The organism is Amnibacterium flavum (assembly GCF_003097495.1).
In the GTDB taxonomy this organism is placed as follows: Bacteria; Actinomycetota; Actinomycetes; order Actinomycetales; family Microbacteriaceae; genus Naasia; species Naasia flava.
Map to the genome: position 1 here is coordinate 508,164 of NZ_QEOP01000001.1, position 26,175 is coordinate 534,338.

The 26,175-nt window shown below is 69.2% G+C and carries 21 protein-coding genes; 4 read left to right on the plus strand and 17 right to left on the minus strand.

The features are described from left to right. Positions 1 to 40: 40 nt before the first annotated feature. From nrdE to nrdH, 3 genes are read right to left on the minus strand one after another with little or no spacing between them, the layout of a single operon-like run. Positions 41 to 2,191, minus strand: coding sequence for a class 1b ribonucleoside-diphosphate reductase subunit alpha (gene nrdE, locus DDQ50_RS02430; protein ID WP_165829665.1), 2,151 nt, complete (start codon positions 2,189 to 2,191; stop codon positions 41 to 43). Then, entirely contained in the window at positions 2,188 to 2,577 is a 390-nt protein-coding gene (nrdI, locus tag DDQ50_RS02435) for a class Ib ribonucleoside-diphosphate reductase assembly flavoprotein NrdI (protein WP_116756045.1), read from the minus strand. Before nrdI ends, nrdE begins: the two co-directional genes overlap by 4 nt. A gap of 5 nt (positions 2,578 to 2,582) precedes the next feature. Further along, positions 2,583 to 2,816, minus strand: coding sequence for a glutaredoxin-like protein NrdH (gene nrdH, locus DDQ50_RS02440; protein WP_116755131.1), 234 nt, complete (start codon positions 2,814 to 2,816; stop codon positions 2,583 to 2,585). A 379-nt stretch (positions 2,817 to 3,195) separates the two neighbouring features. Here nrdH and DDQ50_RS02445 point away from each other — a divergent pair, with 379 nt between their 5' ends. After that, positions 3,196 to 3,891 (plus strand): 4'-phosphopantetheinyl transferase family protein, encoded by a 696-nt coding sequence (locus tag DDQ50_RS02445; protein WP_133245883.1) that lies wholly within the window; start codon positions 3,196 to 3,198, stop codon positions 3,889 to 3,891. A gap of 114 nt (positions 3,892 to 4,005) precedes the next feature. Here the strand turns inward: DDQ50_RS02445 and DDQ50_RS02450 are convergent, their stop codons facing one another. From DDQ50_RS02450 to DDQ50_RS02470, 5 genes are all read right to left on the minus strand, one after another. Next, complete coding sequence (locus DDQ50_RS02450) at positions 4,006 to 5,328, minus strand: M1 family metallopeptidase (RefSeq protein ID WP_116755133.1); 1,323 nt, start codon at positions 5,326 to 5,328, stop codon at positions 4,006 to 4,008. Next, positions 5,325 to 9,272, minus strand: a complete 3,948-nt coding sequence (locus DDQ50_RS02455) for a Pls/PosA family non-ribosomal peptide synthetase (protein WP_116756046.1) — start codon at positions 9,270 to 9,272, stop codon at positions 5,325 to 5,327. Before DDQ50_RS02455 ends, DDQ50_RS02450 begins: the two co-directional genes overlap by 4 nt. 124 nt (positions 9,273 to 9,396) lie before the next feature. After that, positions 9,397 to 9,798 carry a hypothetical protein gene (locus DDQ50_RS02460; RefSeq protein ID WP_116755134.1) on the minus strand — a complete coding sequence of 134 codons (402 nt, stop codon included), beginning with the start codon at positions 9,796 to 9,798 and terminating at the stop codon, positions 9,397 to 9,399. A gap of 154 nt (positions 9,799 to 9,952) precedes the next feature. Continuing rightward, positions 9,953 to 11,569 carry a benzoylformate decarboxylase gene (mdlC, locus tag DDQ50_RS02465; protein WP_205663556.1) on the minus strand — a complete coding sequence of 539 codons (1,617 nt, stop codon included), beginning with the start codon at positions 11,567 to 11,569 and terminating at the stop codon, positions 9,953 to 9,955. A 93-nt stretch (positions 11,570 to 11,662) separates the two neighbouring features. Then, positions 11,663 to 12,580: an AEC family transporter gene (locus DDQ50_RS02470; RefSeq protein WP_116755136.1), complete on the minus strand. Its 918-nt coding sequence runs from the start codon at positions 12,578 to 12,580 to the stop codon at positions 11,663 to 11,665. Between DDQ50_RS02470 and DDQ50_RS02475 the strand changes: the two genes are divergently transcribed. Next, positions 12,579 to 13,022, plus strand: coding sequence for a DUF6264 family protein (locus tag DDQ50_RS02475; protein WP_276308373.1), 444 nt, complete (start codon positions 12,579 to 12,581; stop codon positions 13,020 to 13,022). The genes DDQ50_RS02470 and DDQ50_RS02475 overlap by 2 nt on opposite strands. 22 nt (positions 13,023 to 13,044) lie before the next feature. On the opposite strand, the gene DDQ50_RS02480 is transcribed toward DDQ50_RS02475, so the two are convergent. Continuing rightward, positions 13,045 to 14,508 carry a helix-turn-helix domain-containing protein gene (locus DDQ50_RS02480; RefSeq protein ID WP_133245885.1) on the minus strand — a complete coding sequence of 488 codons (1,464 nt, stop codon included), beginning with the start codon at positions 14,506 to 14,508 and terminating at the stop codon, positions 13,045 to 13,047. 303 nt (positions 14,509 to 14,811) lie between these two features. Between DDQ50_RS02480 and DDQ50_RS02485 the strand changes: the two genes are divergently transcribed. Continuing rightward, positions 14,812 to 15,855 carry a DUF6923 family protein gene (locus DDQ50_RS02485; protein WP_133245886.1) on the plus strand — a complete coding sequence of 348 codons (1,044 nt, stop codon included), beginning with the start codon at positions 14,812 to 14,814 and terminating at the stop codon, positions 15,853 to 15,855. Positions 15,856 to 15,921: 66 nt separating this feature from the next. On the opposite strand, the gene DDQ50_RS02490 is transcribed toward DDQ50_RS02485, so the two are convergent. From DDQ50_RS02490 to DDQ50_RS02515, 6 genes are all read right to left on the minus strand, one after another. Continuing rightward, on the minus strand, positions 15,922 to 17,958 hold the full coding sequence (locus DDQ50_RS02490; RefSeq protein ID WP_116755140.1) for a hypothetical protein: 2,037 nt from the start codon (positions 17,956 to 17,958) through the stop codon (positions 15,922 to 15,924). Positions 17,959 to 18,029: 71 nt separating this feature from the next. After that, positions 18,030 to 19,109, minus strand: a complete 1,080-nt coding sequence (locus tag DDQ50_RS02495) for a glycoside hydrolase family 130 protein (RefSeq protein WP_116755141.1) — start codon at positions 19,107 to 19,109, stop codon at positions 18,030 to 18,032. Beyond that, positions 19,106 to 19,939: a carbohydrate ABC transporter permease gene (locus DDQ50_RS02500; RefSeq protein WP_116756047.1), complete on the minus strand. Its 834-nt coding sequence runs from the start codon at positions 19,937 to 19,939 to the stop codon at positions 19,106 to 19,108. Before DDQ50_RS02500 ends, DDQ50_RS02495 begins: the two co-directional genes overlap by 4 nt. 92 nt (positions 19,940 to 20,031) lie before the next feature. Beyond that, positions 20,032 to 20,985 carry a carbohydrate ABC transporter permease gene (locus DDQ50_RS02505; protein ID WP_116755142.1) on the minus strand — a complete coding sequence of 318 codons (954 nt, stop codon included), beginning with the start codon at positions 20,983 to 20,985 and terminating at the stop codon, positions 20,032 to 20,034. Positions 20,986 to 20,993: 8 nt separating this feature from the next. Continuing rightward, a complete protein-coding gene (locus DDQ50_RS02510) occupies positions 20,994 to 22,292 on the minus strand; it encodes an extracellular solute-binding protein (RefSeq protein ID WP_377940283.1) in 1,299 nt (432 codons plus the stop codon). A 43-nt stretch (positions 22,293 to 22,335) separates the two neighbouring features. Next, positions 22,336 to 23,355 carry a LacI family DNA-binding transcriptional regulator gene (locus DDQ50_RS02515; RefSeq protein ID WP_116755143.1) on the minus strand — a complete coding sequence of 340 codons (1,020 nt, stop codon included), beginning with the start codon at positions 23,353 to 23,355 and terminating at the stop codon, positions 22,336 to 22,338. A 268-nt stretch (positions 23,356 to 23,623) separates the two neighbouring features. Here DDQ50_RS02515 and DDQ50_RS02520 point away from each other — a divergent pair, with 268 nt between their 5' ends. Next, positions 23,624 to 25,018, plus strand: a complete 1,395-nt coding sequence (locus DDQ50_RS02520) for a DUF6421 family protein (protein ID WP_116755144.1) — start codon at positions 23,624 to 23,626, stop codon at positions 25,016 to 25,018. On the opposite strand, the gene DDQ50_RS02525 is transcribed toward DDQ50_RS02520, so the two are convergent. Both DDQ50_RS02525 and DDQ50_RS02530 read right to left on the minus strand, forming a co-directional pair. Next, positions 25,015 to 25,557 (minus strand): putative immunity protein, encoded by a 543-nt coding sequence (locus DDQ50_RS02525; protein WP_116755145.1) that lies wholly within the window; start codon positions 25,555 to 25,557, stop codon positions 25,015 to 25,017. The two genes, DDQ50_RS02520 and DDQ50_RS02525, sit on opposite strands and share 4 nt — an antisense overlap. Positions 25,558 to 25,589: 32 nt before the next feature. After that, entirely contained in the window at positions 25,590 to 25,985 is a 396-nt protein-coding gene (locus DDQ50_RS02530; RefSeq protein ID WP_116755146.1) for a VOC family protein, read from the minus strand. Between the last annotated feature and the right edge of the window lie 190 nt (positions 25,986 to 26,175).

Below are 26,175 nucleotides of genomic sequence, written 5' to 3' on the forward strand. Positions count from 1 at the left end.
ACCGCCCGCAGCAAACGCTACGAGCGGTGCCCCTCCGGACTCAGAGCATGCAGCTGACGCAGCCCTCGACCTCGGTGCCTTCGAGCGCGAGCTGGCGGATGCGCACGTAGTAGATGGTCTTGATGCCCTTCTTCCACGCGTAGATCTGTGCGCGGTTGACGTCGCGAGTGGTCGCGGTGTCCTTGAAGAAGAGGGTCAGCGAGAGTCCCTGGTCGACGTGCTGCGTTGCCGCGGCGTAGGTGTCGATGATCTTCTCGGGGCCGATCTCGTACGCGTCCTCGTAGTACTCGAGGTTGTCGTTCGTCATGAACGGCGCCGGGTAGTAGACGCGACCGAGCTTGCCTTCCTTGCGGATCTCGATCTTCGACGCGATCGGGTGGATCGACGACGTCGAGTTGTTGATGTAGCTGATCGATCCGGTCGGGGGCACCGCCTGCAGGTTCTGGTTGTAGATCCCGTGCTCCATGACGCTCTGCTTGAGCTCCTCCCAGTCGCCCTGGGTGGGGATCGCGATGCCGGCGTCGGCGAACAGCTGCGCGACGCGGCCGGTGGCCGGCGCCCACACCTGGTCGGTGTACTTGTCGAAGAACGAGCCGTTGGCGTAGTCCGAGTTCTCGAAGTTGTCGAAGCTCAGACCCGTCTCGATGGAGATCTGGTTCGACGCGCGGAGAGCGTGGAACAGCACCGAGTAGAAGTAGATGTTCGTGAAGTCGATGCCCTCTTCGCTGCCGTAGTGGATGCGCTCGCGAGCGAGGTAGCCGTGCAGGTTCATCTGGCCGAGGCCGATCGCGTGGGTGCGGGCGTTGCCGGCGGCGATCGACGGGACGGCGCGGATGTTGCTCGCGTCGGACACGGCGGTCAGAGCACGGACCGCGACGCCGACGGTGCGACCGAGGTCGCCGCCGTCCATGGCCAGAGCGATGTTCATCGAGCCCAGGTTGCAGGAGATGTCCTTACCGATCTCCTGGTAGCCCAGGTCTTCGTCGAGGACGCTCGGCGTGTTGACCTGGAGGATCTCGGAGCAGAGGTTGCTCATGTTGATGCGGCCCTGGATGGGGTTGGCCTTGTTGACCGTGTCCTCGAACACGACGTAGGGGTAACCCGACTCGAACTGCAGCTCGGCGAGCGTCTGGAAGAAGTCGCGGGCGTTGATCTTGGTCTTTCGGATGCCCGGGTTGTCGACCATCTCGCGGTACTTCTCGCTCACCGAGATGTCGGCGAAGGGCACACCGTAGATGCGCTCGACGTCGTACGGGGAGAAGAGGTACATCGCCTCGTTGTTCTTGGCGAGCTCGAACGTGATGTCGGGGATGACGACGCCGAGGCTGAGGGTCTTGATGCGGATCTTCTCGTCGGCGTTCTCACGCTTGGTGTCGAGGAAGCGCATGATGTCGGGGTGGTGGGCCGACAGGTAGACCGCACCGGCGCCCTGACGTGCGCCGAGCTGGTTGGCGTAGGAGAAGGAGTCCTCGAGGAGCTTCATCACGGGGATGACACCCGACGACTGGTTCTCGATCTTCTTGATGGGGGCGCCGTACTCGCGGATGTTGCTGAGCAGGAGGGCGACACCGCCGCCGCGCTTGCTGAGCTGCAGGGCCGAGTTGATGCCGCGCCCGATCGACTCCATGTCGTCTTCGAGACGGAGGAGGAAGCAGGAGACGAGCTCGCCGCGCTGCGACTTGCCGGCGTTGAGGAAGGTGGGTGTGGCCGGCTGGAAGCGGCCCGACACCATCTCGTCGACGATCTCGATGGCGAGGCCCTCGTTGCCGACGGCGAGCGTGAGTGCGGTCATGACGACACGGTCCTCGAACCGCTCGAGGTAGCGGCTGCCGTCGAACGTCTTGAGCGTGTAGCTCGTGTAGTACTTGAACGCGCCGAGGAAGGTCGGGAAGCGGAACTTGGCCGCGTAGGCGCGGTCGTTGAGCGCTGCGATGAACTCGTACGAGTACTGGTTCAGGACTTCGGCCTCGTAGTAGTCGTTCTCGACCAGGTAGTCGAGGCGCTCCTTGAGGGAGTGGAAGAAGACCGTGTTCTGGTTGACGTGCTGAAGGAAGTACTGGCGCGCGGCCTGGCGGTCGGCGTCGAACTGGATCTTGCCGTCGGCGTCGTACAGATTCAGCATCGCGTTGAGCGTGTGGTAATCGAGCTGCACGGGTGCCACCGTTGCCGGTGACAGTGTTGCGGTGCTCATAGGGTCTCCAATCCATCCCGGACGATGCGCACATCGTCGGGGGTTCCGAATACTTCGAAGCGGTACAGGTGCGGTACGCCCGTCTTCGCGGCGATGATGTCGCCGGCGATTCCGTAGGCGGTGCCGAAGTTGGTGTTGCCGGCGCCGATGACGCCGCGGATGAGGGACCTGTTGCCCACGTTGTTGAGGAACCGGATGACCTGCTTGGGCACCGCGCCTTCCCCGTTGCCGCCTCCGTAGGTCGGCACGATCAGCACGTAAGGCCGATCGACCAGCAGCGGCTCATCCCGCGCGTAGAGCGGAATGCGCCGTGCCGGCAGGTCGAGCTTCTCGGCGAATCGGTGCGTGTTGCCCGATGCGCTCGAGAAGTAGACGACCTCGTTCACGTTGCTCACGCGATGCTTGCGCTGAGCTCCTCGATGCGGTCGGGACGGAAGCCCGACCAGTGACCGTCGTCGGTCACGACGACCGGGGCCTGCATGTAGCCGAGGTCCTTGACGGTCTGCAGTGCCTGCTCGTCGACGGAGACATCGAAGATCTCGTACTCGATGCCCTTCTTGTCGAGCGCACGGTACGTCGCGGTGCACTGGACGCAGGACGGCTTGCTGTAGACGGTGATGGCCATGATGGGCGCCTCTTCTCCCCTTTAGGTTGACGTCGTCTGCTTGATTCGGGACCCTGCGGCCGCCTGATGGGCGGCCGGTCGGGAGGTGATGAAACCCTCTTCAGGTAAACGCTGCCAACACTGCGCTTATGCCCGATCTGGTGTGATCCGGCAGCGACTCCCCAGCCGCAGATCGATACTACATATGCGCACCGACATTGCGAGCGACCACTACATGATGTGATCGGCGCGTCGCGGTCAGACGGCCCCGAAGTGGGTCGTCTGTGGATGGAACGTGGCCCTGAATCAGGCTTTTCACCCTTCTGGGGACAGGGTTGTCCACAGCCTGGGATATCTGTGGAGGGTGTTCGTGCGGCGTGTCGGGACCACAATCGGTGGTGTGACGGAGTTCGGGGCAGCGGATGCGGCGTGGGCGGCCGCGCACGTCGTCGTGGTGGGTGCCGCGACGGTCGGTCTCGTCCGGGTAGCCGACGTGGTGGCGAGCGCAGCAGCCCTGCTCGACGGCCTCTCGGATGCGGAGCGGAACCGCTACGCGGACCTCGCGCCCCGTGCTCGGCGCGATCGCTTCCTCGTGGGCAGAACGTTCGTGAGGCAGGTCGCGGCGCGGCTTTTCGATGTCTCGCCCTCCTCCCTCTCGGTCGACGCGCAGTGCCCCGACTGCGGCGGACCGCACGGCAGGCCGGTGCTCGTCGGTGGGCCGGCCGGAGTGTCGATCAGCATCGCCTACAGCGCCGACATCGTCGCGGTCGCGGTCAGTGCCGACCACGTCGTCGGCATCGACGTGGAGATCGCCGGATCACGGGCGGAGGAGCTCTCCGCACTGGCGGTCGGAGTCACAGCGTCGTCGGGCGCGGACGCGCTGCGGACGTGGACGCGGGTCGAGGCTGCCCTGAAGGCGGATGGCCGGGGCCTGCGTGTCGATCACTCGGCAGTGGAATTCGATCGCGTCGACGATCAGCTGATCGCCGCTGTCCCGGGAGACTCCGGCATCTTCTCGCGCTTCGCGATCACCGACGTGGACCCCGCGGGCCTCGCGTCACCGGCGATGGTCTCCCTCGCCGTTCGCTTTCCCTGATTTCGCCCAGCTGGGACTTCCGCTCAGCGGGAGGTGCACGGCATCAGCGGTAGGACACACGGCGTCCTCGGTCCCAGGACGCCCGGATCTCCTGCTGAGCGCAAGGGAGGGAGGTCAGAGGGACGGGAGGCGGGTCTCGCGGAGCCAGGAGGTGAAGAAGGCGGAGGGGTCGGCGAGGCCGAACTCGGCGGCGAGGGTCTCGAAGTCCTCTGTGGCGACCGTTCCGTGCCGATGCCGGTCCGTCCAGGCGTGCAGCAGATCGCGGAACCGGGCGTCGCCGATCCGGAGCCGCAGCGAGTGCAGGAGCAGGGCCCCCCGCTTGTAGACCCTGTCGTCGAACATGTCGGCGGCCCCGGGGTCGCCGAGCAGCAGATCCTGGGGCAGACGCGACAACCGCGTGTGGAAGGTGCGGGCCATCGCATCCGCGGTCGGCCCGCCCGAGTGCTCCGACCAGAGCCACTCGCTGTAGCAGGCGAAGCCCTCGTTGAGCCAGATGTCCCGCCAGCGGGCCAGGCCGACGCTGTTGCCGAACCACTGGTGGGCGAGCTCGTGCGCGACGAGACGCTCGGATCCGCTGCGCCCGTCGGTGTGGTTCGACCCGAAGATCGCCATCGCCTGGGCCTCGAGCGGGATCTCGAGCACGTCCTGGGTCACGACCGCGGTGAAGGAGGCGAACGGGTACGGGCCGAACTCCTCGTTGAAGAACTCCATCATCCGTTCGAGGGGGAGCAGATCGTGCGCCACCCGCCTCTCCATGCTCGGCGGGAAGCAGATCCTCGCCGGGACACCGTCGAGCACCCGGTCGACGGTTCGGTAGCGACCGATCTGGACCGTTGCGAGGTAGCTGCTCGTCGGTTCGGGCTGCGCGTAGATGCGGGTCACCCGCCCCCCGCGGTCGGTCGATCCGACCAGGGCGCCGTTCGCGACCGGCTCGTATCCGCCGTCGGTCGTGACGCTGATCCGATAGGCGGCCTTGTCGTCGGGCCGGTCGTTGCACGGGAACCAGGTCGACGCTCCCGACGGCTGCCCCGCGACCAGGACACCGTCGGTGAGCTCCTCCCAACCGACCGGGCCCCAGGCGGAGGTCCGCGGATGAGGAGCGCCGCCGTACTCGATGTCCAGTTCGACGGATGCGCCCTCGCCGAGCGGCGACACCAGACCGACGACCAGCTTGTGGGGCGTGACCGACGAGCGAGCCAGCACCCCGTCGAGGAGGACCCGACCCGCCCGCAGCCCGGAGAAGTCGAGGGCGATCCTGTCGAGATCGCGGAGAGCGACGAGCCTGATGCGTGCGCGCCCCTGGAGCCGGTTGGTCTGCACCCGGTAGTCGAGCGTCAGGTCGTAGCTCTCGACGTGGTAGCCCGAATCCCCGATCGTCGGCAGGTACGGGTCGCCCGAAGCCGGAGGAGGAGTCGCCCGGGTCGCCTTCGGCGTCATCGGCGCTTCGTCGTGCGAGGGCGGGCGGTGCGGTACTCGGCGACCCGCACATCGCGCCACGGACCGATCGGATTGCCGCTCCAGCGGGTGCCGACCGGCACCGTCTCGCCGCGCATGACGAGGGATGCGGGACCCACCGTGGCGTTCTCCCCCACCCGTGACGCGGGCAGGATCACCCCGTGCGGGCCGAGCGTCGATCCCGGATCGAGCGTGGCGGTGTCGGTCGTCATGACTCGATCATGGAACAGATGCGTCTGGACCACACATCCTCGGTTCACACTCGCACCTGCGCCGAGGGTGACGAGGTCGGCCTCGGGCAGCCAGTAGGTCTCGCACCAGACCCCGCGGCCGATCCGCGCGCCGAGGCTGCGGAGCCACCAGACGAGAGCCGGTGTGCCGCCGGCCCGGGCCGCGAACCAGGGGGCCGCCACCATCTCGACGAACGTGTCGGCGAGCTCGCTGCGCCAGATGAACGACGACCAGAGCAGGTGATCGCCCGGCCTGACCCGGCCGATGAGGATCCATTTCGCCGCCGATGACACCGCGGCCGCGAGCGCACCCGCCCCGATCAGGACGATGCCGCTGCACGCGATCGCCAGTAGGCCGGACATCGAGGCGAGCGCGGCGAGCGCCGCCCCGGCGAGCAGACCGATCGCCGCGGACACGATCACGGGGAGGACGCGTCCTGCCTCCCATGCGGCACGCGCCACCCGGAGCCGGATCGGCGGGCTGTAGGTGCGCTCGACGTCGCCGTCGACGGCGCGGCGGCGGAGTCGGACCGGGGGCGACCCCATCCACGACGAGCCCGCCTTGCTCTTCACGGGAGCGGAGGAGAGGACGGCGACGAGTCCATCGCGCGGCACGACGTGGCCCGCGGCCGCCATGCCGGAGTTGCCGACGAAGGCCCGTTTGCCGATCTCGGCGTGCGCGAGGCGGACGAAACCGCCGCCGAGGTCGTACCCCGCGACCATGGTGTCGTCGGCGAGGAAGGCGCCGTCCTTGATGGTCGTCATCGCGGGGATCAGGAGGACCGTCGACGCCTCGACGTCGGTTCCGACTCGGGCGCCGAGCAGGCGCAGCCAGACGGAGGTGAACATGCCCGAGTAGAGCGGGAAGAGAAGCGTTCGGGCGAGGTCGAGCACCCGCTCGGTTGCCCAGACCTGGAGGCCGATGCGCCCGCGCACGGGGAACACCCCCTCACGGAGTCCCAGTCCGAAGAGCCGGACGGCGGCGAGGACCAGAGCGGCGAGGGTGAGACCCCAGACGAGTACGGCGGGGACGAGGGCGAGGAGCGCGGCTCCCAGCGCAGACCCGAGGTCGTCGGCGCCCCGCACGGCCGCCGCCACGACCGCTCCCCCGGCGAGGAAGGCGATCACCGGGAGCAGGGACACCGCGATCGATGCCGCGGCGTAGGCGAGCACCCACCGTGAGCGGCGAGGCGGATGCTCCGCCGGCCACCACGGCTCCGCCGACCCGACGCGCGCGGCGGGAGACCCGGCCCAGCTCTGCCCGGCCCGCACCCGTCCGAACACCGCGGAGCCGGGGGCGATCTCGGCTCTCTTGCCGATATGCGCGCCCGGGAGGAGAGTCGACCGGGCGCCGACGCGCGCATCGGCGCCGATGCGGACGGCGCCGAGGCGGAGGACGTCGCCGTCGAGCCAGTAGCCCGACAGGTCGACCTCCGGTTCGATCGAGGCGCGGGCGCCGACGCTGAGCATCCCGGTGACCGGCGGCAGCGAATGGAGGTCGACGTCCTCGCCGATCTTCGCCCCCAGTGCTCGTGCGTAGTAGAGGATCCACGGGGCGCCGGCGAGGGACACGGCACCGACCGCCTCGGCGATCGTCTCCGCCGCCCAGAGCCGCAGGTGCACGGACCCGCCGCGCGGATAGTCGCCCGGTTGCACTCCCCGCAGCAGCAGCCGCGCGGCGATGACGGCGAGCGCCATGCGTCCCGGAGGTGTCACGAACACGATGAGCGCGGGGACGAGCAGCCACCACGACGCCGTCGGCAGGAAGGCGAACCCGCCGAGGGGGGCCAGCAGGGTGCCCGCGGTGACGAGGTAGACGAGCCAGCGCACCCCCTCGATCGTCCGGATGAGCACGCTCGCGACGGTCTGCGCGACCTGGGCCGAGCGCGGAACGGGCCGGATGGGCCGCATGTCGATGGGAGCTGCCGGCTCGGCGGATCGCGAGCGGAGGTAGGCGAGCATCGCGCCGAAACGCGGGTGCGCGTAGATCTCGGCGACCGCGAACTCGGTGTCGCGCTCGCGGATGAGCGCGACGAGTCCTGCCGCGGCGAGCGAGCTGCCGCCGAGGTCGAAGAAGTTCGCGTCGTCGTCGGTGACGGGCAGGCCGAGCACCCGCTGCCACTGCTCGCGCAACCAGCGCACGTCGTCGTCGACCGACTCGTCGGCATCGTCCTGACCGGTCAGCGGCCACGGAAGGGCGGCGCGATCGACCTTGCCGGAGGTGCGGACGGGCAGATCGTCGACGACCGCGAGGACGGGCACGAGCGCTGCGGGCAGTTCGGCCCTCAGTCGCTCCAGTGCCGCGGCCCGGTCGAAGCCGCCGGGGTCGGCGAGCGCCAGGTAGCCGACGAGGATCTGGACCCCCGCCGCCGTCGTGCGGACCGCGGCCGCCGCGCCCGAGACGCCCGGGAGCGCCTGCAGAGCCGACTCGACCTCGCCGAGCTCGATGCGGCGCCCGCCGACCTTGACCTGGTCGTCGGCGCGCCCCTGGAAGACGAGCCCCGAACGGTCGAAGCGCACGAGGTCACCGCTGCGGTACGCGCGGTCCCAGCCCAGGGTCGCCATGGGCGCGTACTTCTCCGCGTCCTTCGCCGGGTCGAGGTAGCGCGCGAGGCCGACGCCGCCGATGACGAGCTCCCCCACCTCGCCCTCGTCGACCGGAATCCCCCCGCCGTCGACGACGGCGAGTTCCCACCCGTCGAGCGGCAGCCCGATCCGGACGATCTCGCCGGGCAGGAGTCTCGCCCCGCAGGCGACGACGGTGGCCTCCGTGGGGCCGTAGGTGTTCCACAGCTCGCGGTCGTCGGTCGCGAGGCGCTCGGCGAGCTCGGGCGGGACGGCCTCGCCGCCGAAGATCAGCAGGCGCACGTTCTCGAGCGATTCCGCGGGCCACAGTGCGGCAAGCGTCGGCACGGTCGAGACCACGTTGATCCGCCGCGTCGTCAGCCACGGGCCGAGGTCGACGCCGCTGCGGACGAGGTCGCGCGGCGCGGGGACGAGGCAGGCGCCGTGACCCCATGCGAGCCACATCTCCTCGCAGGACGCGTCGAACGCGACCGAGAGTCCGGCGAGCACTCGGTCGCTCGGGCCGAGAGGGGCGTCCTGCAGGAACATCCGGGATTCGGCGTCGACGAACGCCGCAGCCGAGCGGTGCGAGACGGCGACGCCCTTGGGGGTGCCGGTCGAGCCCGAGGTGAAGATGATCCAGGCGTCGTCGTGGATGCCGGGCCGCTCCCCCGCCGAGGCGGGCGAGGGAGGCCGGCCGGGTCCGAACAGGGTCGCGGTCCTGTATCGGTCGCCGTCTCGGCGGGGCGCGAACTCGCCTCGACCGGTGACCACCCCGACGACGTCCGCTTCGCCGAAGACCAGCGCAGCCCGCTCATCGGGGTCGTCGACGTCGACGGGAACGTAGGCGGCACCGGCGGTGAGCACCGCCAGGATCGACAGGTAAAGCTCTCGACGCCCCGACGCGAGTCGCACGCCGACCCGATCGCCGCGGGACACGCCCGCCTCCCGCAGTCGGGCTGCCGCGAGGTCGACCGCCGTCATCATCTCGCGATAGCTCAGTGCCCCCGCCGGGTCCTCGATCGCCGACGATTCGGGGTGGGCCGCTGCCGTCGCCGAGAGGATGTCGATGAGCGTGCGGGGGGCCGGAGCGTCGCCGGACCCACGCAGTATGCGGTCGTCGATGTCGATGGCCTCGCTCCTGTCTCCCCGCTGGAGGGGCACATGGTAGCGGAGCCGGGTGACGCGGAAACGACCCGTCCGCACGTCGATGCGTGCGGGCGGGTCGTTCCGGTGACGGCGCTGGCGCGGGGGGTCAGCTCGCGTCGGAGTCGGTCTGGCCCGACTGCCCGCTGTCCGTCCCGTCCTCGGTACCGGGGCCTCCCTGGGCGGGTCCGCCCTGCCCGGGCAGGGTGCCGCGATCGCCGGGGAATCCGCCCTCGGGAAGCTCTCCGCCCGGGCCGACGAGTCCTCCCGGACCGGTGATCGAGTTGCCCGCGATCGAGTATCCGATGAACCCACCGGCGACGCCGCCGATGGCGATCCCGCCGACCAGGGCGACGGCGATGAGGACGGGGAACAGCCAGCGGGCGCGCTGGGGCCTGTCGGGAGCGACGGGTGCCGGCGCGGCCGGTGAGGCCGCGGGTGCGGGTGCGGGCTGAGCTGCCGCGGGTGCGGGTCGCTCGGCGATGGTCTCGGTTGTTGCGGTGTCGGTCATGGCTCGCGCCACCTCCTGTGAACGGTAAGGAAGCAGCACCGTACGAAGCCCGCCAATGAAGCCGCCCAGGACGGGGGAAGAACCCCATGTGGCTTGGCGTTGCGTGCCGATCGTCTCCCCCACGAGCCGCCCGCACCGCGGCCACTGCCCGGGTTCAGAGGAGCGGCGGCACCGTGGGAGCGATCGGGACCTCCAGTACCGTCGGGCCACTCCGCTTCCAGGCAGCGGTCGCCGCGGCCGCGACCTCGTCGACGGTCGTCGCTCTGACTCCGTGGCAGCCGTACCCCTTCGCGAGGGCGACGATGTCGATACCGGGGATGTCGAGCCCTGGCACACCCGGAGTCTCCTCCAGCACGGCGAACGACTTGAGAATCGCGTATTCGCCGTTGCGGGGAACGACGAACAGGATCGGCAGGTCGTGCTGAGCTGCGGTCCAGATCGCCTGCACGGAGTATTGGAACGACCCGTCACCGATGATCGCGATCACGGGTCGGTTGCGGCCACTGTCGCGCTCGCCCAGAGCGATGCCGACCGACGCGGGAAGATCCCAACCGAGGCCGCCGCTCGCGAAGGTGTAGAAGGTGTCGGGTTCGGTGATCGGCCATGCCGCGTGCAGTTCGGCGAGGTTCGAGGGCGACTCCTCAACCAGAACAGCTCCGTCGGGACGGACCGACGCGAGCGCGTCGAACAGCTGCCGGGCGCTCAGGATTCCGTCCGACGTCGCGGCCGGCTCAGCCTGCGGCTGCGAAGCGAGCCGATGCTGCTGGGCCGGCTCCAAGACCGCTCGGTTCGTTCGCGCGGCGACCAACTCGGCCAGCGCTTCGAGGGCGATGACCGAGTCGCTGACGAGGCTGTCTCCCACGGGTGCCTTGGCCGCCTCGGCGGGATCGTCGGTGATGTGCAGCAGCCGCATCCCGGAGGGCAGGTAGTCGCCGGGCACGTACGGGTAGTAGCGGAACACCGGCGCACCCACGACGAGCGCTAGGTCGTGCCCGGCCAGCTTCCCGGCGAGCGGCCCGGTGGCGAACGGGAGTCCGCCCCTGTACAGCGGGTGGTCCTCCGGGAACGGCGCCCGCTCGGAGGCGGGAGCAGCCCATACCGGCACGCCGAGCTTGTCCGCCAGCGCGATCGCCTGGTCCCAGCCGGAGCCCCGGGCGATGCTCGCGCCGAAGATGAGGACCGGCGATTGCGCCGCCGATATGGCCGCCGCGAACTCCGCGATTCGTTCGGGATCGGGGGCCACACGGGTCGACACGGTGCGAACGATCGCCGTGCCGAGCGACGCCTTCTCCCAGTCGTCGAGCGGGAGCGAAAGGAAGACGGGGCCGGCGGGCGGCTGCATGGCGATCGCATAGGCGCGCATGAACGCGGCGGGTACGTCCTCGGCTCGGACGGGCTGGTAGCTCCACTTCACCCACGGCTTCGGCAGCATCTCGGGCTCGACGTTGGTGAGCCACGGCTCCATGAGGAGCATCTCGCGCGTCTGCTGACCGGCGGTGACGATGAGCGGGGTGTGGTTCATCGATGCGGTGAGCAGGTTGCCCATCGCGTTGCCGAGACCGGCGGCGGTATGGACGTTCACGAGCGCGGGCGCACGCGTTGCTTGGGCGTAGCCGTCGGCCATCGCGATGGCGGATGCCTCCTGCAGGGCGAGCACGAATCGGAAGTCCGCCGGAAAGTTCTTGAGGAACGTCTCCTCGGTCGAACCAGGGTTCCCGAAGAACGTGGTCAGCCCCAGCTTCCGCAGCAGCTCATGGGTCTCGTCCCTCACCGTTGTCGCCATCGCCACTCACTTCCGCTCGAATCCCGGCGGAAACACACTATTGGCGTGATCGACGCGAACCGGGGATCCGAGCCCGGGGCGTCAGTGGAGGAGAAGCGACACCAGGAGCAGGACGGGAAGCGACCCGATGGTCGTGATCAGCACCGCGTCGCGAGCGATGACGACCCCGCGGCCGTAGCGCTGCGCGTAGTTGAAGACGTTCTGGGCGCTCGGGAGAGCTGCGAGCACGACGACCGCGCGCAGGGTCTCGGAGTCGAGGCCGAGGAGCAGTCCGCTGCCCCAGGCGATGAGAGGCATCACCAGCAGCTTGAGCAGCGAGGCGACGATGACATCGCGCCGCGCACTGCCTGACGCGAGCACGCGCTGGCCGTGCAGCGACATCCCGTAGCTGATCAGCACGACGGGCACCGCCGCGGCCCCGACGATCCGGAACGGCTCCATCACGGGGTCGGGCAGCTGCGTGCCGGTGATGGAGAGGATCACGCCGAGGACGGAGCCGATCAGGATGGGGTTGCGGACCGGCTGCAGCAGGATCCGGCGGAGCGACACCCCACCGTGAGTCGTCCAGTCGAGAACCGTCAGAGCGATGGGGGTCAGCACCAGCAGCTGGAGGAGGAGCACGGGGGCGGAGTACGCCGGGTCGCCGAGCACGTAGACGGCGACCGGAATGCCGATGTTGTTCGCGTTGACGTAGCCGGACGCGAGCGAACCGATGACGGTCTCGGGGATCTTCTGCCGGAAGACCAGGAGAGCGATGCCGGCGAAGACCACGATGCAGATGACCGCCGAGATGGCGGCGACCGCGAGGGTCGAGGAGAAGAGCGAATGGACGTCGGCGTCGGCGAGAACCGTGAAGAGCAGACACGGGGAGAGGACGAAGAAGACGAGCCGGCTCATGACCCGCGGGGCGTGCTCGCCGAGGAGGCCGATCCGGCCGACGACGTAGCCGATGGCGATGATCACGCCGATCACGCCGAACCCCGTCAACACCCCCGCCATGACTCAAGTCTGGCCCGTCGCGGGGTGGGGATCGTACAGTCGGACGATGAGCACAGAACAGAGCGCCGTCGGCGACTCCTCCCTCCCGGCCGGAACGAGCGGGGCAGCGGCGAGGACGCGACGCACATGGGACCTCGTGCTGTCGATCGTCCTCCTCGTCGTGCTCGTCGGTTTCGGCGCGATCGCCGCGTTCGCCGGGGCGTTCCTCGCTTTCGCGAGCGATCCCTGCACCGCTCAGACCTGCGACTACGACCTGCTGAACGCGGGTGTGCTGACCGCGATGCTCTCGCCCGTGGTGATCGCCCTGATCGCGATCATCGTCACCGTGCTGCTGCTCGTGCGTCGTCGCCTGGCGTTCTGGGTGCCGCTCGCCGCCTACGCGCTGATCACCGCCGTCTGGGTGACCGCCGCGATCGTGGTGTCGTCCGCGGTGGAGGTCTGACCCCGTCGTCCTCCGGTGCGGATCAGTCGAAGAAGCCGGCTCCTTCGAGTGCGTCGAGCGCGTCCGCGCGACTGGTGACGCCGAGCTTGCGGTAGAGCGTCCGCGCCTGCGACTTCACGGTGTTGTGCGAGACGGACAGCGATTCGGCGACGGAGACGAGAGAATCGCCGGTGCGCAGGCGGGATGCGAGCACCGATTCGCGGGGCGAGAGTCGCGGGAGCGCCGACCGTACCCGGTCGACGACGGGGAGCTGGGTCAGCTGCCGGACGAAGTCGTCGACCTGGAGCGCCAGCTCCGGTCTGCGCTCGCCGAGCCGCTGCGCGAGACCTCGGATCTCATCGGGCGCCAGCGTGAGCAGGGGTGTCAGCGACCCGGACTGCAGGATGAGACGGAATCCCTCTTCGAACGCCTCATCGGCTCGTGCCCCCTGCCCGAGGCGCAGATGCGCGACCGCGCGTCGGAAGAGCAGCGGAGGGACCGTTCGAAGACAGTGGTCGGGCCCCAGCTTCATGCACGCGTCGGTGACCAGGAGCGCGTCCCTGTTCTCGCCCAGCAACAGGTAGGCGGCGGAACGCTGCATGTCGAAGCAGAGAGCGTGGCTCCAGGGCGATCTTCGCCCCTGGAGCACCCGGAGCACACGCCGCGCCTCCCCTCTCGCGAGGAGCAGGTCGGCTTGGATACCGAGAGCGAATCCGCGGACCATCGGCAGGATCCCGGTCGAATTGGCGTCGCTGAGGACTCCCATGAGCAGAGGAATCGCAGTCGCGTGGTCGTTGATCGCGAGCAGCGCCATCGCCTCGGCGCTGTCGGCGGTTGCTGTCCATAGTCGATTTCCGGGTTCAGCGCTCCGGAGTTCGCCCGTGATGCGCCGCAGCTCGCCTGAGTCGAGGGTCGACGAATGTATGAGGATCTCCCCGAGGAGGAGCGAGTAGAAAACCGCCGAGACCTCCCAGTGGTGGGCGGCCTGGAGCTGTCGGCATGCCGCAGCGCTGCGTTCCGCCTCCTCGTACTGTCCGTTCAGGGCATACCCCACCGCGAGCAGGGTGTGCGCCCGGAACACCAACTCGTCCTGCGCCGCCAATGTCGCGTAGCTGAGCGCTTGGAGTGCGGAAGCCGTTCCGGGACGGACGTTCCCGGGTGTGAGGAATGCTTCCGCCGCCGCCGATAGCAGCAGACTGAGCCGGTCGGCGTCGAGCCGGTCAGCGGCTCGAGCTACGGCGATCTCCGACTCGGCGAGCCGAGCCGCCTCTGCGGGATCGCCCATTCGGGCATGTGCGACCACAACGGCTGCCGCCACACGGGATCGCTCCGTCTCGTCGCTGCCCCGGATGAGGGCGTCAGCATAACGGCGGGCGATGTCCATGAACGCGGGAGCGACCTCGGAACCTCCGGGCAGCATGGACGCGATCAGCGCGTCGACCGCATCCAACGCCTCCGGGGGGAACGTCGCCGCGGGTGGCCTGCGGATCGGCGCCCTGCTGCTCACGCCACTCCCGTCCCTCGTCGCCTCATACCGCACCCCCGACGGTGTCCCCCGGTTTCCTGGACACCCCACACCGGAGTCCCCCGCAGATGAGGACTCTAGAGGGAAGGGTGCAGGACGCAGGTCATCCACTCTCGAAGACGTCGGGTGAATCCGAGGGTGAAATCTTCCGAAGTCGTGTCGGCGTCGTCTCGCCCGATCACCGTCTGCAACATCCTTCGGAGAGCAGCACCGGGCGCCCTCGCGTCGTCTCGCCTCATGGCCGATGCCGCCCCTCGATCCAGACTCACCACTTCGGAGAAGACCTTGAGAAGAACACGCACCAGCGCGGCCCTCATCGCCGGCCTGTCCATCGCTGCGATCGCCCTGTCGGCCTCCCCCGCCTACGCCGCCGACGGCCGCACGCTCCCCGCTGGCGACGCGCTCTACGCGGTCGACTGCGAGGACACGCCCAACCAGCTCTATTCAGTCGACTCCGTCACCGCGCAGGCGACCCCCATCGGATCGGGCGCGGAACTCGCAGATTCGACGTGCGCCGGTCCCGGCGCGTACGACCGAGTCTCCGGTCTCGCGTACTACATCGACTGGAACGACGTGGGCTCACTGCGTTCGATCGATGTCACAACCGGTGTCAGCACAGCGATCGGCGAGCTGAGCATCGACGGCGTCAACGTCTTCCCCGACTCGATCGCGATCGGCACCGACGGAATGGCCTACGCGATCATCCAGGACACGTTCGAAGACGGCGACTCGGGCATCTTCAGTGTCTCCGGTCTCTACGCCCTCGATCTCACGACCGGCGATCTCACGCCGATCGACGCGACCGGCGATCCGGGCGTGGACTACTACGGTTTCAGCGTCGACCCCACCACGGGTCTCTTCTACGTGATCGACACCGAGGGCAACATCGCCTCCATCGACGTGGCCACCGGCATCCAGACCGCTCTGGGCACGGTCGACTTCGACGGCGACAACTCCACCTGGACGCTCTCCATCGACTCCAGTGGCATCATGTGGGTCGAGAACGACGGCTTCGACGCCGACCTGTGGAGCGTCGATCCCTCCGACATCGGCGGCGCCGACTCCTTCTCGGGCATCATCGCGCTCGACGCGGCGAACGCTGAGGCCACGTCCTTCTACACCGAGTCGGTGTTCATCGGACCGGCTGCCGTCGTCCCCGCGCCGCCCGTCCCCGCAGTCGTCGTCCCGGCCGCTGTCGACCCGGCTCTCGCCGAGACCGGAGTCGACGCCGCACTGATGGGAACGCTCGGAGCATCGGCCGGGCTCGCCCTCCTGCTCGGTGGCGCCCTGGTCATCGCCGGCCGCATGCGCCGCAGGGCACGCGCCTGACGCTCGCGCTCTGAACGAACGGCCCCCGCGGATCCACCTCGGGGGCCGTCTCCGTTCGCGGAGAGATCAGCGTTCGACGATCGCGAAGCCTCCCGCCGGGAGCCGGGCGGTGGCGTCGCCGCTCACCGCCCGCTCCTCGATGAGGGTTCCGGCGCGGTCGTAGCTGCGCAGCATCCCGTCGCCCTGGCCGACCACCGTCGCGTCCGTCTCGCCTCGCGAGTTGTTCTGCACGAGGTCGCTCGTGGCATCGCCGCCGAGGGAGAGGCGTGCGACAGCCGGGCGGACGAGCAGCGCGTCGATGTCGACCGCGCCGGTCACCAGCCGAACCGTCAGCTCGCCGCTGCCCTTCGGCACCGAGCGCTGCAGCGACTGGGGCAGGAGGGCGCCGGAGGCGGCGGTGATCCCCTGCTCGCCGACCGTGTGCGTGAGGAGGCCGACGGGCTGACGACCCGAGGTCCACAGGGTGCGCGGCACGGTGGCGGTGCCCTTCTCGATCTGCCAGGAGACGGGCTCGACGAGTCGCGGGGCGTCCGAGCGGCCGAGCTCGAACCGCGCGCTGTCGCCTCGACCGAGGTGCAGGTAGGCGCCGCTCCACGACGACTCCTCCGTCCAGGACGACTCGGGCGTGATCACCTCTCCGCCTCGAGTCACCGCGGTCTCGGCCTCGACGACCGTCAGACCGTCGTGGCTCACCGCGACATCGGTGGCGGTCGCGCGCGCCGCCACCTCGGGATGGGCGTCGAGCGCGATCATGCTGAGCAGTCCATGGATGGTGCTCTCGGCTCCCGAGTTGCGGTTGATGGCCCCGTCGGCTCCGATTCCGTCGAACGTCACCCCCGTCGCCGGGTCGTACATGGCCTCCCCCGCGGGGTTGGCGCCGAAGAACCAGGCGGCCTGCATCCCGGCGAGGTCCGTGAAGGCGCTGCTGCCGGTCGCGTCAGCCACTCGGAGCAGGTTCTGCACCTGCGAGTCCGCACCGTAGGCGATCTGCACCCGCTCGGTCGGGGTCGGGTACCAGGCGTTGTCGGGCCCTCCCGCCGTGAGGAGGGTGGGTGCGAACCGGGCAGCGTCGACGACCGCCGGTTCGAGGAGAGCGGGGTCGCCGAGCGCCTCCGACGACGCGACGAGCCCCGCCGTCATCTGCGACGACCACGCGTGCCACATCGAACGCGACTCCGCCCAGGGCAGCACGGCGCCGTAGGGCCAGCTCGCGGCGCTGCCGTCGGTCGCGGTGGTGCGGGCGAACGCGTCGAGTCCCTCCGCGAGCCGTCGGGTGCTCTCGCGCACCGCCGCGTCATCGGGTGCGGCCGTCACGTAGCTCGAGAGGCCGAGCAGGGCCTCGGCAGTCGCGTCGGCGCCGTCGACGATCAGCCAGGCGGGAACCTGGACCCCGTCGGCGGGGACGTACTCGCCGTACCGGTCGAGGACTTCGCGATCGACGGCGGAGACACCCAACCGGAGGCGATCCTGCAGGAAGGCGGCGAACTCGGGGTCGGTGTCGCGGAAGGCCGCGTAGCCCTCGCCGAACGCCCACAGGGTGCGGGCGAGCCAGTAGCTGTCCTCCGAGTCGCTCGGGTCGGGCAGCTCGACGGGTTCGGCGCTGGGGTTCAGCTCCCCGTCGGTCTGCATCCAGAGGACGACGTTGCCGGCGTCCTCGCCGTCGGTGGTCTGGAAGTAGGCGAGCGAGCGGAGCACCTCGTAGGCCTTCTGCCTGCTCTCCTCGGAGCCGGACCGCTGCCAGTCGCGCAGGTAGACCACGGCGGTGCGGGACACGTCGTCGCTGTTGTAGGCGCCCTGGGTGTAGTCGCCGGTCGCGGGATCGAGCTGCCCGCCTCCCACGCGTTCGAAGGTGCCGCCGTCGCGGGCGTCGGCGTAGGTCCACGGGAGGGTGAGGTCGGGCTCCTCGGCGATGCGGTAGGTGCTGTGGCCCGGCACCTCTCCGGGCGCGGCGGTGTCGAGCAGGTAGTCGAGGTGCGCGGTGTTGGTGAGTGCGGACCCCTCCGCGGGTGCCGCCGTCGCGCTCATCCCGCCCACGGTGACCGAAGCCACGGCGAGCGCGAGCGCTGCTGTCGTCGCCGCGATGCGGCGGGGAAGGTTCGTCATTGAACTTCTCTCTCTTGCCTGATCGCCCGCCGGGCCCCGGGAGCTGTACCGGGGCCCGGCGGGCGAGGGTGCTAATCGGTGGTGCGGATGAGTCGGGCGACGCCGATCTTGGAATCGGCCATGCCGTAGAAGACGAAGAGCTGGCCTTCGATCTCCTCGATGGCGGTGGGGAAGACCACGTTGGGCACGATGCCGCTGCGCTCGTCGTCGGTCTCGGGTGCGAGCAGCGGTTCGGGCGTGCGGGCGATGACCTTGGAGGGGTCGTCGCCGTCGAGCAGGATCGCTCCGGCCGCGTAGTTGACCTTCTGCTGCTGCGCGAATGCGTTGTCGATCACGCCCGTGACCCCGTGGTGAATGAGCAGCCACCCCTCGGGCACCCGGATCGGGGCGGGTCCGCCGCCGATCTTCAGCTCCTCGAAGGGGAACTCGGGTCCGGCGAGGAAGCGGTGGCGCGTCCACCGGGCGAGGTTGGCGATATCGCGCGCCACCTCGTCCACGGGCACGTAGCTGATCCAGATGCTCTGCCGCGAATCCGGCACACCCGCGGGCAGCCGGACCCCCTGACCCGGCTTGGTCTCGCCGAGATCCCACATCGGCCGGTGCAGTACCGCGAACGCACGGGTCCCATCTGGCGCGGTGACGGCCTCGGGGAAGAACACCGTGTCCTTGTTGTGGTACAGCCCGAGATCGGTGTCGAGCGCGTCGTCGTAGGAGAACGTGGCGGGCCCGAGCCGGCGCCACTCGCGCAGATCCTCCGACACCGCGACGGCCGTGCGGGGCCCGAGCGGCCCGTAGGCGACGTAGGTCATCACGTGCATTCCGAGTTCCGGGATGTAGGTGACCCGGGGGTCCTCGACCCCCGCGTTCCCGACGCCGCGCTCCCACCCGCGGTCGGGTGCGAGCACGATGCCCTCGCGTTCGACTCCGACGGGGACGCCGTCCTCGATCACGACGCGGGCGATGCCGACCCGGGACACGTTCCCCTCGGCGACCAGGCGCGGCAGCAGATACAGCGTGCCGTCGGGGGTGTGACCGCTCGCGGGGTTGAGCACCCCCTCGGCCTCGAAGCTGTTGCCCGGCTCGGGCTCCATCACGATGCCGGCCCTCTCGAGTCGGTAGGGGACGGTGGTCAGTGTTCCGGGCATTGTCATCCTTTCACTCCGGATCCGAGGTCGGTCGAGACGAAGTAGCGCTGGAACACGATGAACAGCACCACGACGGGCGCGGCGAGCACGACGGCTCCCGCGAGGGCTGCACCGAAGGGGTTGTCGGTCGATGCGGCCACATTGGAGATGTAGTTGGCGAGCGAGACGGCGAGCGGCTGCTTCGCGGCTTCCTTGGTGATGAGGAACGGCCAGAGGAACTCGTTCCACGGACCGATGAACGTGAGCAGCACGCCGGTCACGAGGGCGGGCCGCACGAGCGGAAGCGCGACGCTCCACAGCAGTTTCATCTCGCCCGCCCCATCGATCCGGGCGGCCTCGAACAGCTCCTTGGGGAGCTGCAGGAAGTACTGCCGGAAGATGATGACCGCCGTCGAGTTGATGAGGAACGGCAGGATCATCCCGAAGTAGTTGTCGCTCAGCCCGTAGTCGCGCGCGATGAGTACGTACAGCGGGATCTGCAGCAGCTGGAACGGGATCACCTGGACGAGCAGGACGAGCGCGAACGTCGCCGAACGGCCCCTCCACTGCAGCATCGCGAGCGCGTAGCCGACGAGCACCCCGAAGACGACCGTTCCGAGGAGCACTCCGCCGGTGAAGATGCCCGAGTTCACGAGCCCGGTGAGCAGGTTGATGCGCTCGTTCACGGCGATGTAGTTGTCGAGGGTCAGGTTGCCGGGCTCGGGGATCGCGCCGGCGAGGGTGGGGTCCACCTTCTTCTGCAGCGAGCCGATGATCATGTAGTAGAAGGGGAAGAGGAACGCGACCGCTCCGACTCCCAGCACGATGGCGCGGAGGACGACCTGGAACCGGGTCATCCCCGGCTTGCGCCCACCCGTCGACTTGACCGCGGGGGCAGCCGTGGCGTCCTTCGGGACCGGAGCTGTGCTCGCGGCCGATGCGGTGGCGGTCATGACTCCCTCTCTCCGACGAAGCGGTTCTGCAGGAACGCGATGAGGAGGACGAGGATGACGAGCACGATGCCGATCGCGGCAGCGGTGTCGGGCTGTCCCTGCTGGATTCCGAGCTGGTACATGAGCAGCACCGGCGACGCGGAGGCGCCGTTCGGGCCGCCGCCGTTCGTCAGCAGGTACGGCTCGGTGAAGAGGTTGGCCCCCGTCACCGTCGAGACGAGCAGCACCAGCAGCGTGGCCGGGCGCACTGCGGGCACGGTCACCGAGATGAACTGCCGGAAGGTTCCCGCCCCGTCCGTCGAGGCCGACTCGTACAGCTCCTTCGGCACGTTCTGCAGCGCTGCCAGGTACAGCAGGATGTAGAACCCCAGCTGCTTCCAGGTCACGTAGAACGCGATCGTCGGCATGGCCAGGTTGTCGTTGATGAGCCACGATGGGTTCGGCGCGAGCGGCCCGAGCAGGGAGTTGACGAGTCCGTCGTTGTTGAACAGGAAGAGCCACACCGCCACGACGGCGACCGACGCGGTGACGTAGGGCACGTAGTAGCTGACCCGCAGGAACGTGCGCAGGTGCACGACCTTGTTCAGTGCGGTCGCGAGCACCAGCGACAGGATCACCGTGAGGGGCACGTTGATGATGAGGAAGACGCCGATGTTGCCGAACGAGCGGATGACCCGAGGGTCGCTGAACGCCGCGACGTAGTTCTCGAGCCCGACGAACGGACGATCGACGCTCGCGCCGGGGGCGGCGAAGAAGAAGTCGTGGAACGAGATCCACACCGCGTAGACGATGGGGAAGGCGAACACGATGATCACGAACGCCAGGTACGGGCTCGAGAACAGCAGTCCGAGAGGCTGCCGACCCATGATGCGGTGCCACAGCGACCGCTTCGGCTTGCCGGGGCCCCCGGCGCTGACGCGCGCCGGGGAGCCCGAGGTGATGGTGGTCATCGTGCGGCCTACGGCTGACCCGCGAGGTCGGTGACCTTGGCGGCGGCGTCATCCATGGTCTGGTCGACATCGCCCTTGCCGAAGATCACGGCGCTGCTCCAGGCATCGCGGATGTCCTGCAGCATCTGCACCGTGTTCGGGCCCGACGGGACCTCGATGGTGCGACCGGCCTGCGAGCCGAACAGGTTGTAGGCCGGGTTGGCGGCGAAGTAGTCCGCGTAGGTGTCCTGCAGGTTCTGGCGCAGCGGCATCTGCCCGGTCGTCTCGAGGAGCTGACCGTCCTGGTCCTCGCTCGTGGCGAACTTCAGCACCTCCCACGCCGTTCCCTTGTTGTCGCAGGCGCTGAACAGGCCGACGTTCTTCGCGTCGCTGAAGGTCCAGGTGTCCTCCGCCGGGGTGCCGGTCGGGGTCGGCACGGGGACGACGCCCCAGTCGATGTCCTTGTAGACGGACACGGCCCACGGTCCGACGATCGCCATCGCCGACTGGCTGTCCGCGAATGCGTCACCCTGGTACTGCTCCTGGTTGGAGAGCCCATCGGCGTACAGGGTGGCCCAGAAGTCGGCGACCTCGTGCCCGGCGTCGTCACCGAAGGTGGCCTTGCCGTCCTCGACGAGGCCCGTTCCGCCTGTCGCCGCCGCATACAGCGGCATGAAGTCGAACTGGGTCTGGAAGAACTCCGAGGTCGGCGCGGGCATGATCGCGTAGGGCGCGGCTCCCGACTCCTGCAGCGTCTTCGAGGTCGCGAGGAATTCGTCGTAGGTCGACAGCGGCGGGTTCTCGGCGTCGAGCCCGGCCTGCTGGAACATGGCCTTGTTGTAGAAGATCATCACAGGGTTCGACTTCCACGGCATCTGGAAGTACTCGCCGTCGGCGTTCTGGTACTGCTCGGCCAGGTCGCCGCTGCGGTCCTCGATGTACGAGGCGCCGTCGGGGAACGACGAGAGGTCCACGAGGCCGCCGGCCTTCTCGAACTGGCCGACTGCGCTCGGCGCGGTGTTGAACACGAGGCACGGAGCGTTGCCGGCGGTGATGGCGGCTCCGATGACCTCTTCACTGCTCTTGCCGGCGGGGATCTCCTGGCCGGTGATCTGCTCGTCGGGGTGGTCGGCGTTCCACGCCTCGACCATCTGCTTGCCCCATGCCACCTCCTGCTCGTTGTTCGAGTACCAGATGGTGATGGGACCTGTTGCACTGAGATCGTCGGACGATCCGCCGCCTCCGCTGGCGCACGCGCTCAGGCCGAACGCTGCGACCGTGGCGAGGCCGATACCGGCCAGCCACCTCGTCTTCGAGGATGTAGTCACCTTTTCTCCTTATCTAGAAGGGCGGCTCCCGCCGCCCTTGCTGCTACGACCGCGGCGACGCGGTCGAGTTCCTGATGACCAGGCCCGCGGGGGCGAGGTCGACATCGGGCGCCGTGCCGTCGGCGACGAGCGCGAGCAGGGTGCGCGCCGCTTCGGCGCCCCACTGGTCGGGCCGCGTGCGGGCCGACGTGAGCGACGGATACACGTAGTCGGCGATCTCGGAGTCGTCGAATCCGGTCACCGAGAGGTCGTCGGGGAGCCGCAGACCGCGCTGGTGCGCGATGCCGAGCCCGGCGATCGCCATCGGATCGTTCGCGTAGACGATGGCGGTGGGCGGCTCTGCGAGGTCGAGGAGACCCGTCGTCGCCGCGGCGCCCTGCTGCGCGCTGAAGTCCGTCTCGACGACGAGCGACGGATCGAGGCCCGCCCGCTCGAGGGCTCCGCGGAAGGCGCCCTCGCGGCGCACCGCGTGCAGCAGGCCGCGAGGGCCGGCCACGTGGGCGATCCGCTCGTGGCCGAGCTCGATGAGATGCTCGACGGCCGCTCGGATTCCGTTCGCGTCGTCGAGGACGACGGCCGGATTCGCGCCACTCCCCTCGAAACGGCCCAGTGTCACCGCGGGGAGGCCGAGCTCTGCGAGCAGGGCCGGACGAGAGTCGCGCTCCCGCAGGTCGGTGAGGAAGACGCCGTCGACGCGCTGGTCGGCGGCGAAGGTGCGGTAGACGCTCTCCTCCGCGGCGGGTTCGGCGACGACGCTGAGGACCAGAACGCGTCCCTGCTCGGCCAGCACCTGCTCGACGCCCGAGATGAACGCGGGGAAGAAGGGGTCGGCCGCGAGAACCCGGGCGTCGCGTGCGATGACGAGTCCGAGGGCGAACGAGGTGCGGGTCGACAGCGATCGGGCCGCGATGCTGCGGCGATAGCCGAGGTCGTCGGCCACCCCGAGGATGCGCGCGCGGGTCTCGGAGGAGACGCCGGGGCGGTCGTTGAGCGCGAACGAGACGAGGCCCTTACTCACGCCTGCCGCGCGGGCGACATCGAGGATGGTCGGCTTGCGCTCCATGGCAGACCTCCTCGCTCGTCGTCGAACCCGGTGAACTGAACCGGTTTAGGCACCGTATGCCGAGTTCCTGAGGGTTGGCTGGCAAATGCGCGGACCGTCCGTCCGATGCGCCGGGGACCGCCATCCCGCATCGAATCGACCGCCCGGGGCGCAGCGAACGCGCGTCGGACGCAAAGAAAACGCCATCTCACGCAACAGATCGCCCCCCGCCGCCTGCGACCCTGGGAGGGACGGAAACATTTCCGGCCCGACCGACGAGGAGGCGAACATGACCAGCACCGCGACCAACGCGACGATCATCGGCGAACCCGAGGTCGTCGAAGACCTCCCCGCCGCGTGGCACGACCTCAAGTCGGCCGTCTCCGCGCTCCAGCCGCTGCAGCAGAAGGACGGCGCTCTGGCCGAATCCGCCTTCCGCGACGCCGCTCACCTCCTCGTCGAGCGCATCGTCGCGGGCATCGACGAGCTCGCGCCCCTGTTCCCGCACGACGCCGACTACCTCGCAGCCCTGCGCACCGACTTCGCCAGATGGGAGGCCGATGGTTTCGGGGTTCCCGACTTCCTCGATTCGCTGAACGCGTTCCAGCCGCAGCAGCACCGCATCGACGGGCTGCGGCACCTGGTCGTGTTCCCGATGTACACGCAGAACGGCAGCACCGAGCGTCTCGTCGAGGCCGTCCTCGTCGAGACGATCTGGCCCGAGTTCATCGATGCGCTCGAGACCGGCGACTACTCGAATGCGCTGTTCGTGCCGATCCGGTTCGTCGACTTCACCTCCGGCTACGACACGAACTCGGCGGTCCTGTTCCCCGAGACCGTCGCGATGCGCGCCGTTCCGACCTTCACCTGGGGTGCGATCTTCGCCGACCGCGAGGCCGCGCGCTTCCGCCGTGTCACGACGGCCGCCGCCGAGATCACGAAGCTCGACCTGCCCGCCGACGCCCGACGACTCGTCTCCGACCAGAGGGTCGCCGAGGAGACGTTCGTCATGTGGGACCTGATTCACGACCGCACCCATATGCGCGGGGACCTGCCGTTCGACCCGTTCATGATCAAGCAGCGCATGCCGTTCTTCCTCTACTCGCTCGAGGAGCTGCGCTGCGACCTCACCGCCTTCCGCGAGTCGGTCAAGCTGGCCCGCGCAGAGTCGACTGACGACCTCACTCGTGACCGCGCCCGCCTCGTGCAGTACGCGGTGCTGTTCGACCGCCTGTTCCGCTTCCCGCTGACCGGCAGTCGGGTGCGCAACTACGACGGGCTCGGCGGTCAGCTCCTCTTCGCCTGGCTGCACCAGCACCGGGTGCTGCACTGGACCGATGTCTCGCTCGCGTTCGATTGGGATGCCGTGCCCGATGCGGTCGTCGCCCTGTCGGACGCGATCGACGAGCTCTACTGGCGTTCGATCGATCGTCCCAAGACGGTGCACTGGCTCGCCGCCTACGACCTGGTCCGGTCGGTCCTCTCGCCGCACCCCGCGTCTCAGTGGGCGCGCGGCCTGCCCGACGAGATCCTCACCGGAGCACCGAAGGGCTTCACCGACGCCGTTCTCGACGACGAGTTCCCGCTCTCGATGTTCTACGAGGCGCTCGGCAAGAAGATGGCCGGCGTGATCGAGTCGACGGCGGGCATCACCGGTCGCACCACCCCCGCCGGAGCCGCCTAGCGGGGCACGTCCGCCAGGGCGGCCTGGACGGCTCGGATGTTGGCGCCGAGCACGCCCGAAGCGAGAAGGCCGGACCCGAGGGGTCCGGCCGGGTCGGCTCCCAACAGCGGCAGACGCTGCAGCGCCGACCGCACGAGCGCGCTCATCCGGGCCACCTGCCAGCGGATCTCCTCAGCCCCCGCGGATTTGTCATCGGGCGAGGCGAGGGCCACCGCCTTCGCGGCGTAGGCGGCAGCACCCAGCGCGTGAGCTCCCATGTGGGCGACGCCGGCGGCTTGTCCCGCAGACCAGGCGGCTGCTTTCGCAGCGGGGGAATGCACGGCGTGCGAGGCCCCTCCGGCGACGAACCGTCGGCGGATCTCCCCCGCCGCGTCGAGCTCACCGCGAGCGAACGCACGCGCGCGGGCGATGCCGTCGCGCGGTCGATCATCGCCGGGAGCCTCCGCCTCGAACAGGAACAGGACCCGCTCCGCGCAATCCGCCGCCCAATCCGCAACCCGGCGACGATCCTCTTCACTGAGAGCTTGCGGCGACAGCATCCCCCCACCCTCGCATGGTCGCGACTCGCCCGTCAGGGTTGGTAGCCGATCAACCAGGTCAGGCCGAACCTGTCGGCGACCTGGCCGTCGTAGTCACCCCACGGTCGCTCCTGCAGGGCATCGAGGACCCTTCCCCCGTCAGCCAGCGCGGCGAACCAGCCCCGCATCGTCGAAGCATCGGCCGTGCCGAGCAGCGAGAACAGGAGACCCTCGACGCGAAGCGCAGGCTCGCCGTCGCCCGCGTCGGCAGCAAAAATCTGCACGGGTCCGTCGAGAATGCCATGCGCGACTGCATCCGGGGGCCCGTCGGTGCGACCGAAATCCGCGAAGGTATGCAGAGCGAGCTCGCCGCCGAAGACGTCTCGGTAGAACATCAAGGCGGGACGAGCGGTCCGGGCGAAATGCAGGTACGGGACGAGGCCGGTCATGGCCCTAGTCTCACCCGCGCACCGGATGTGACGCTCGACTCCGCGCGCTTCGGACACGACCCGTTTCTCGTTCCACTCCCTGCCGGACGGACGCACGGAGGTCAGGGCCGAACACACGAAGGGCGGCGCCGTCGGGTTCTCGACTGCGAAGGGCGTCGTGGGCGGTGCCGGACGGGAGATGCTCGACGCT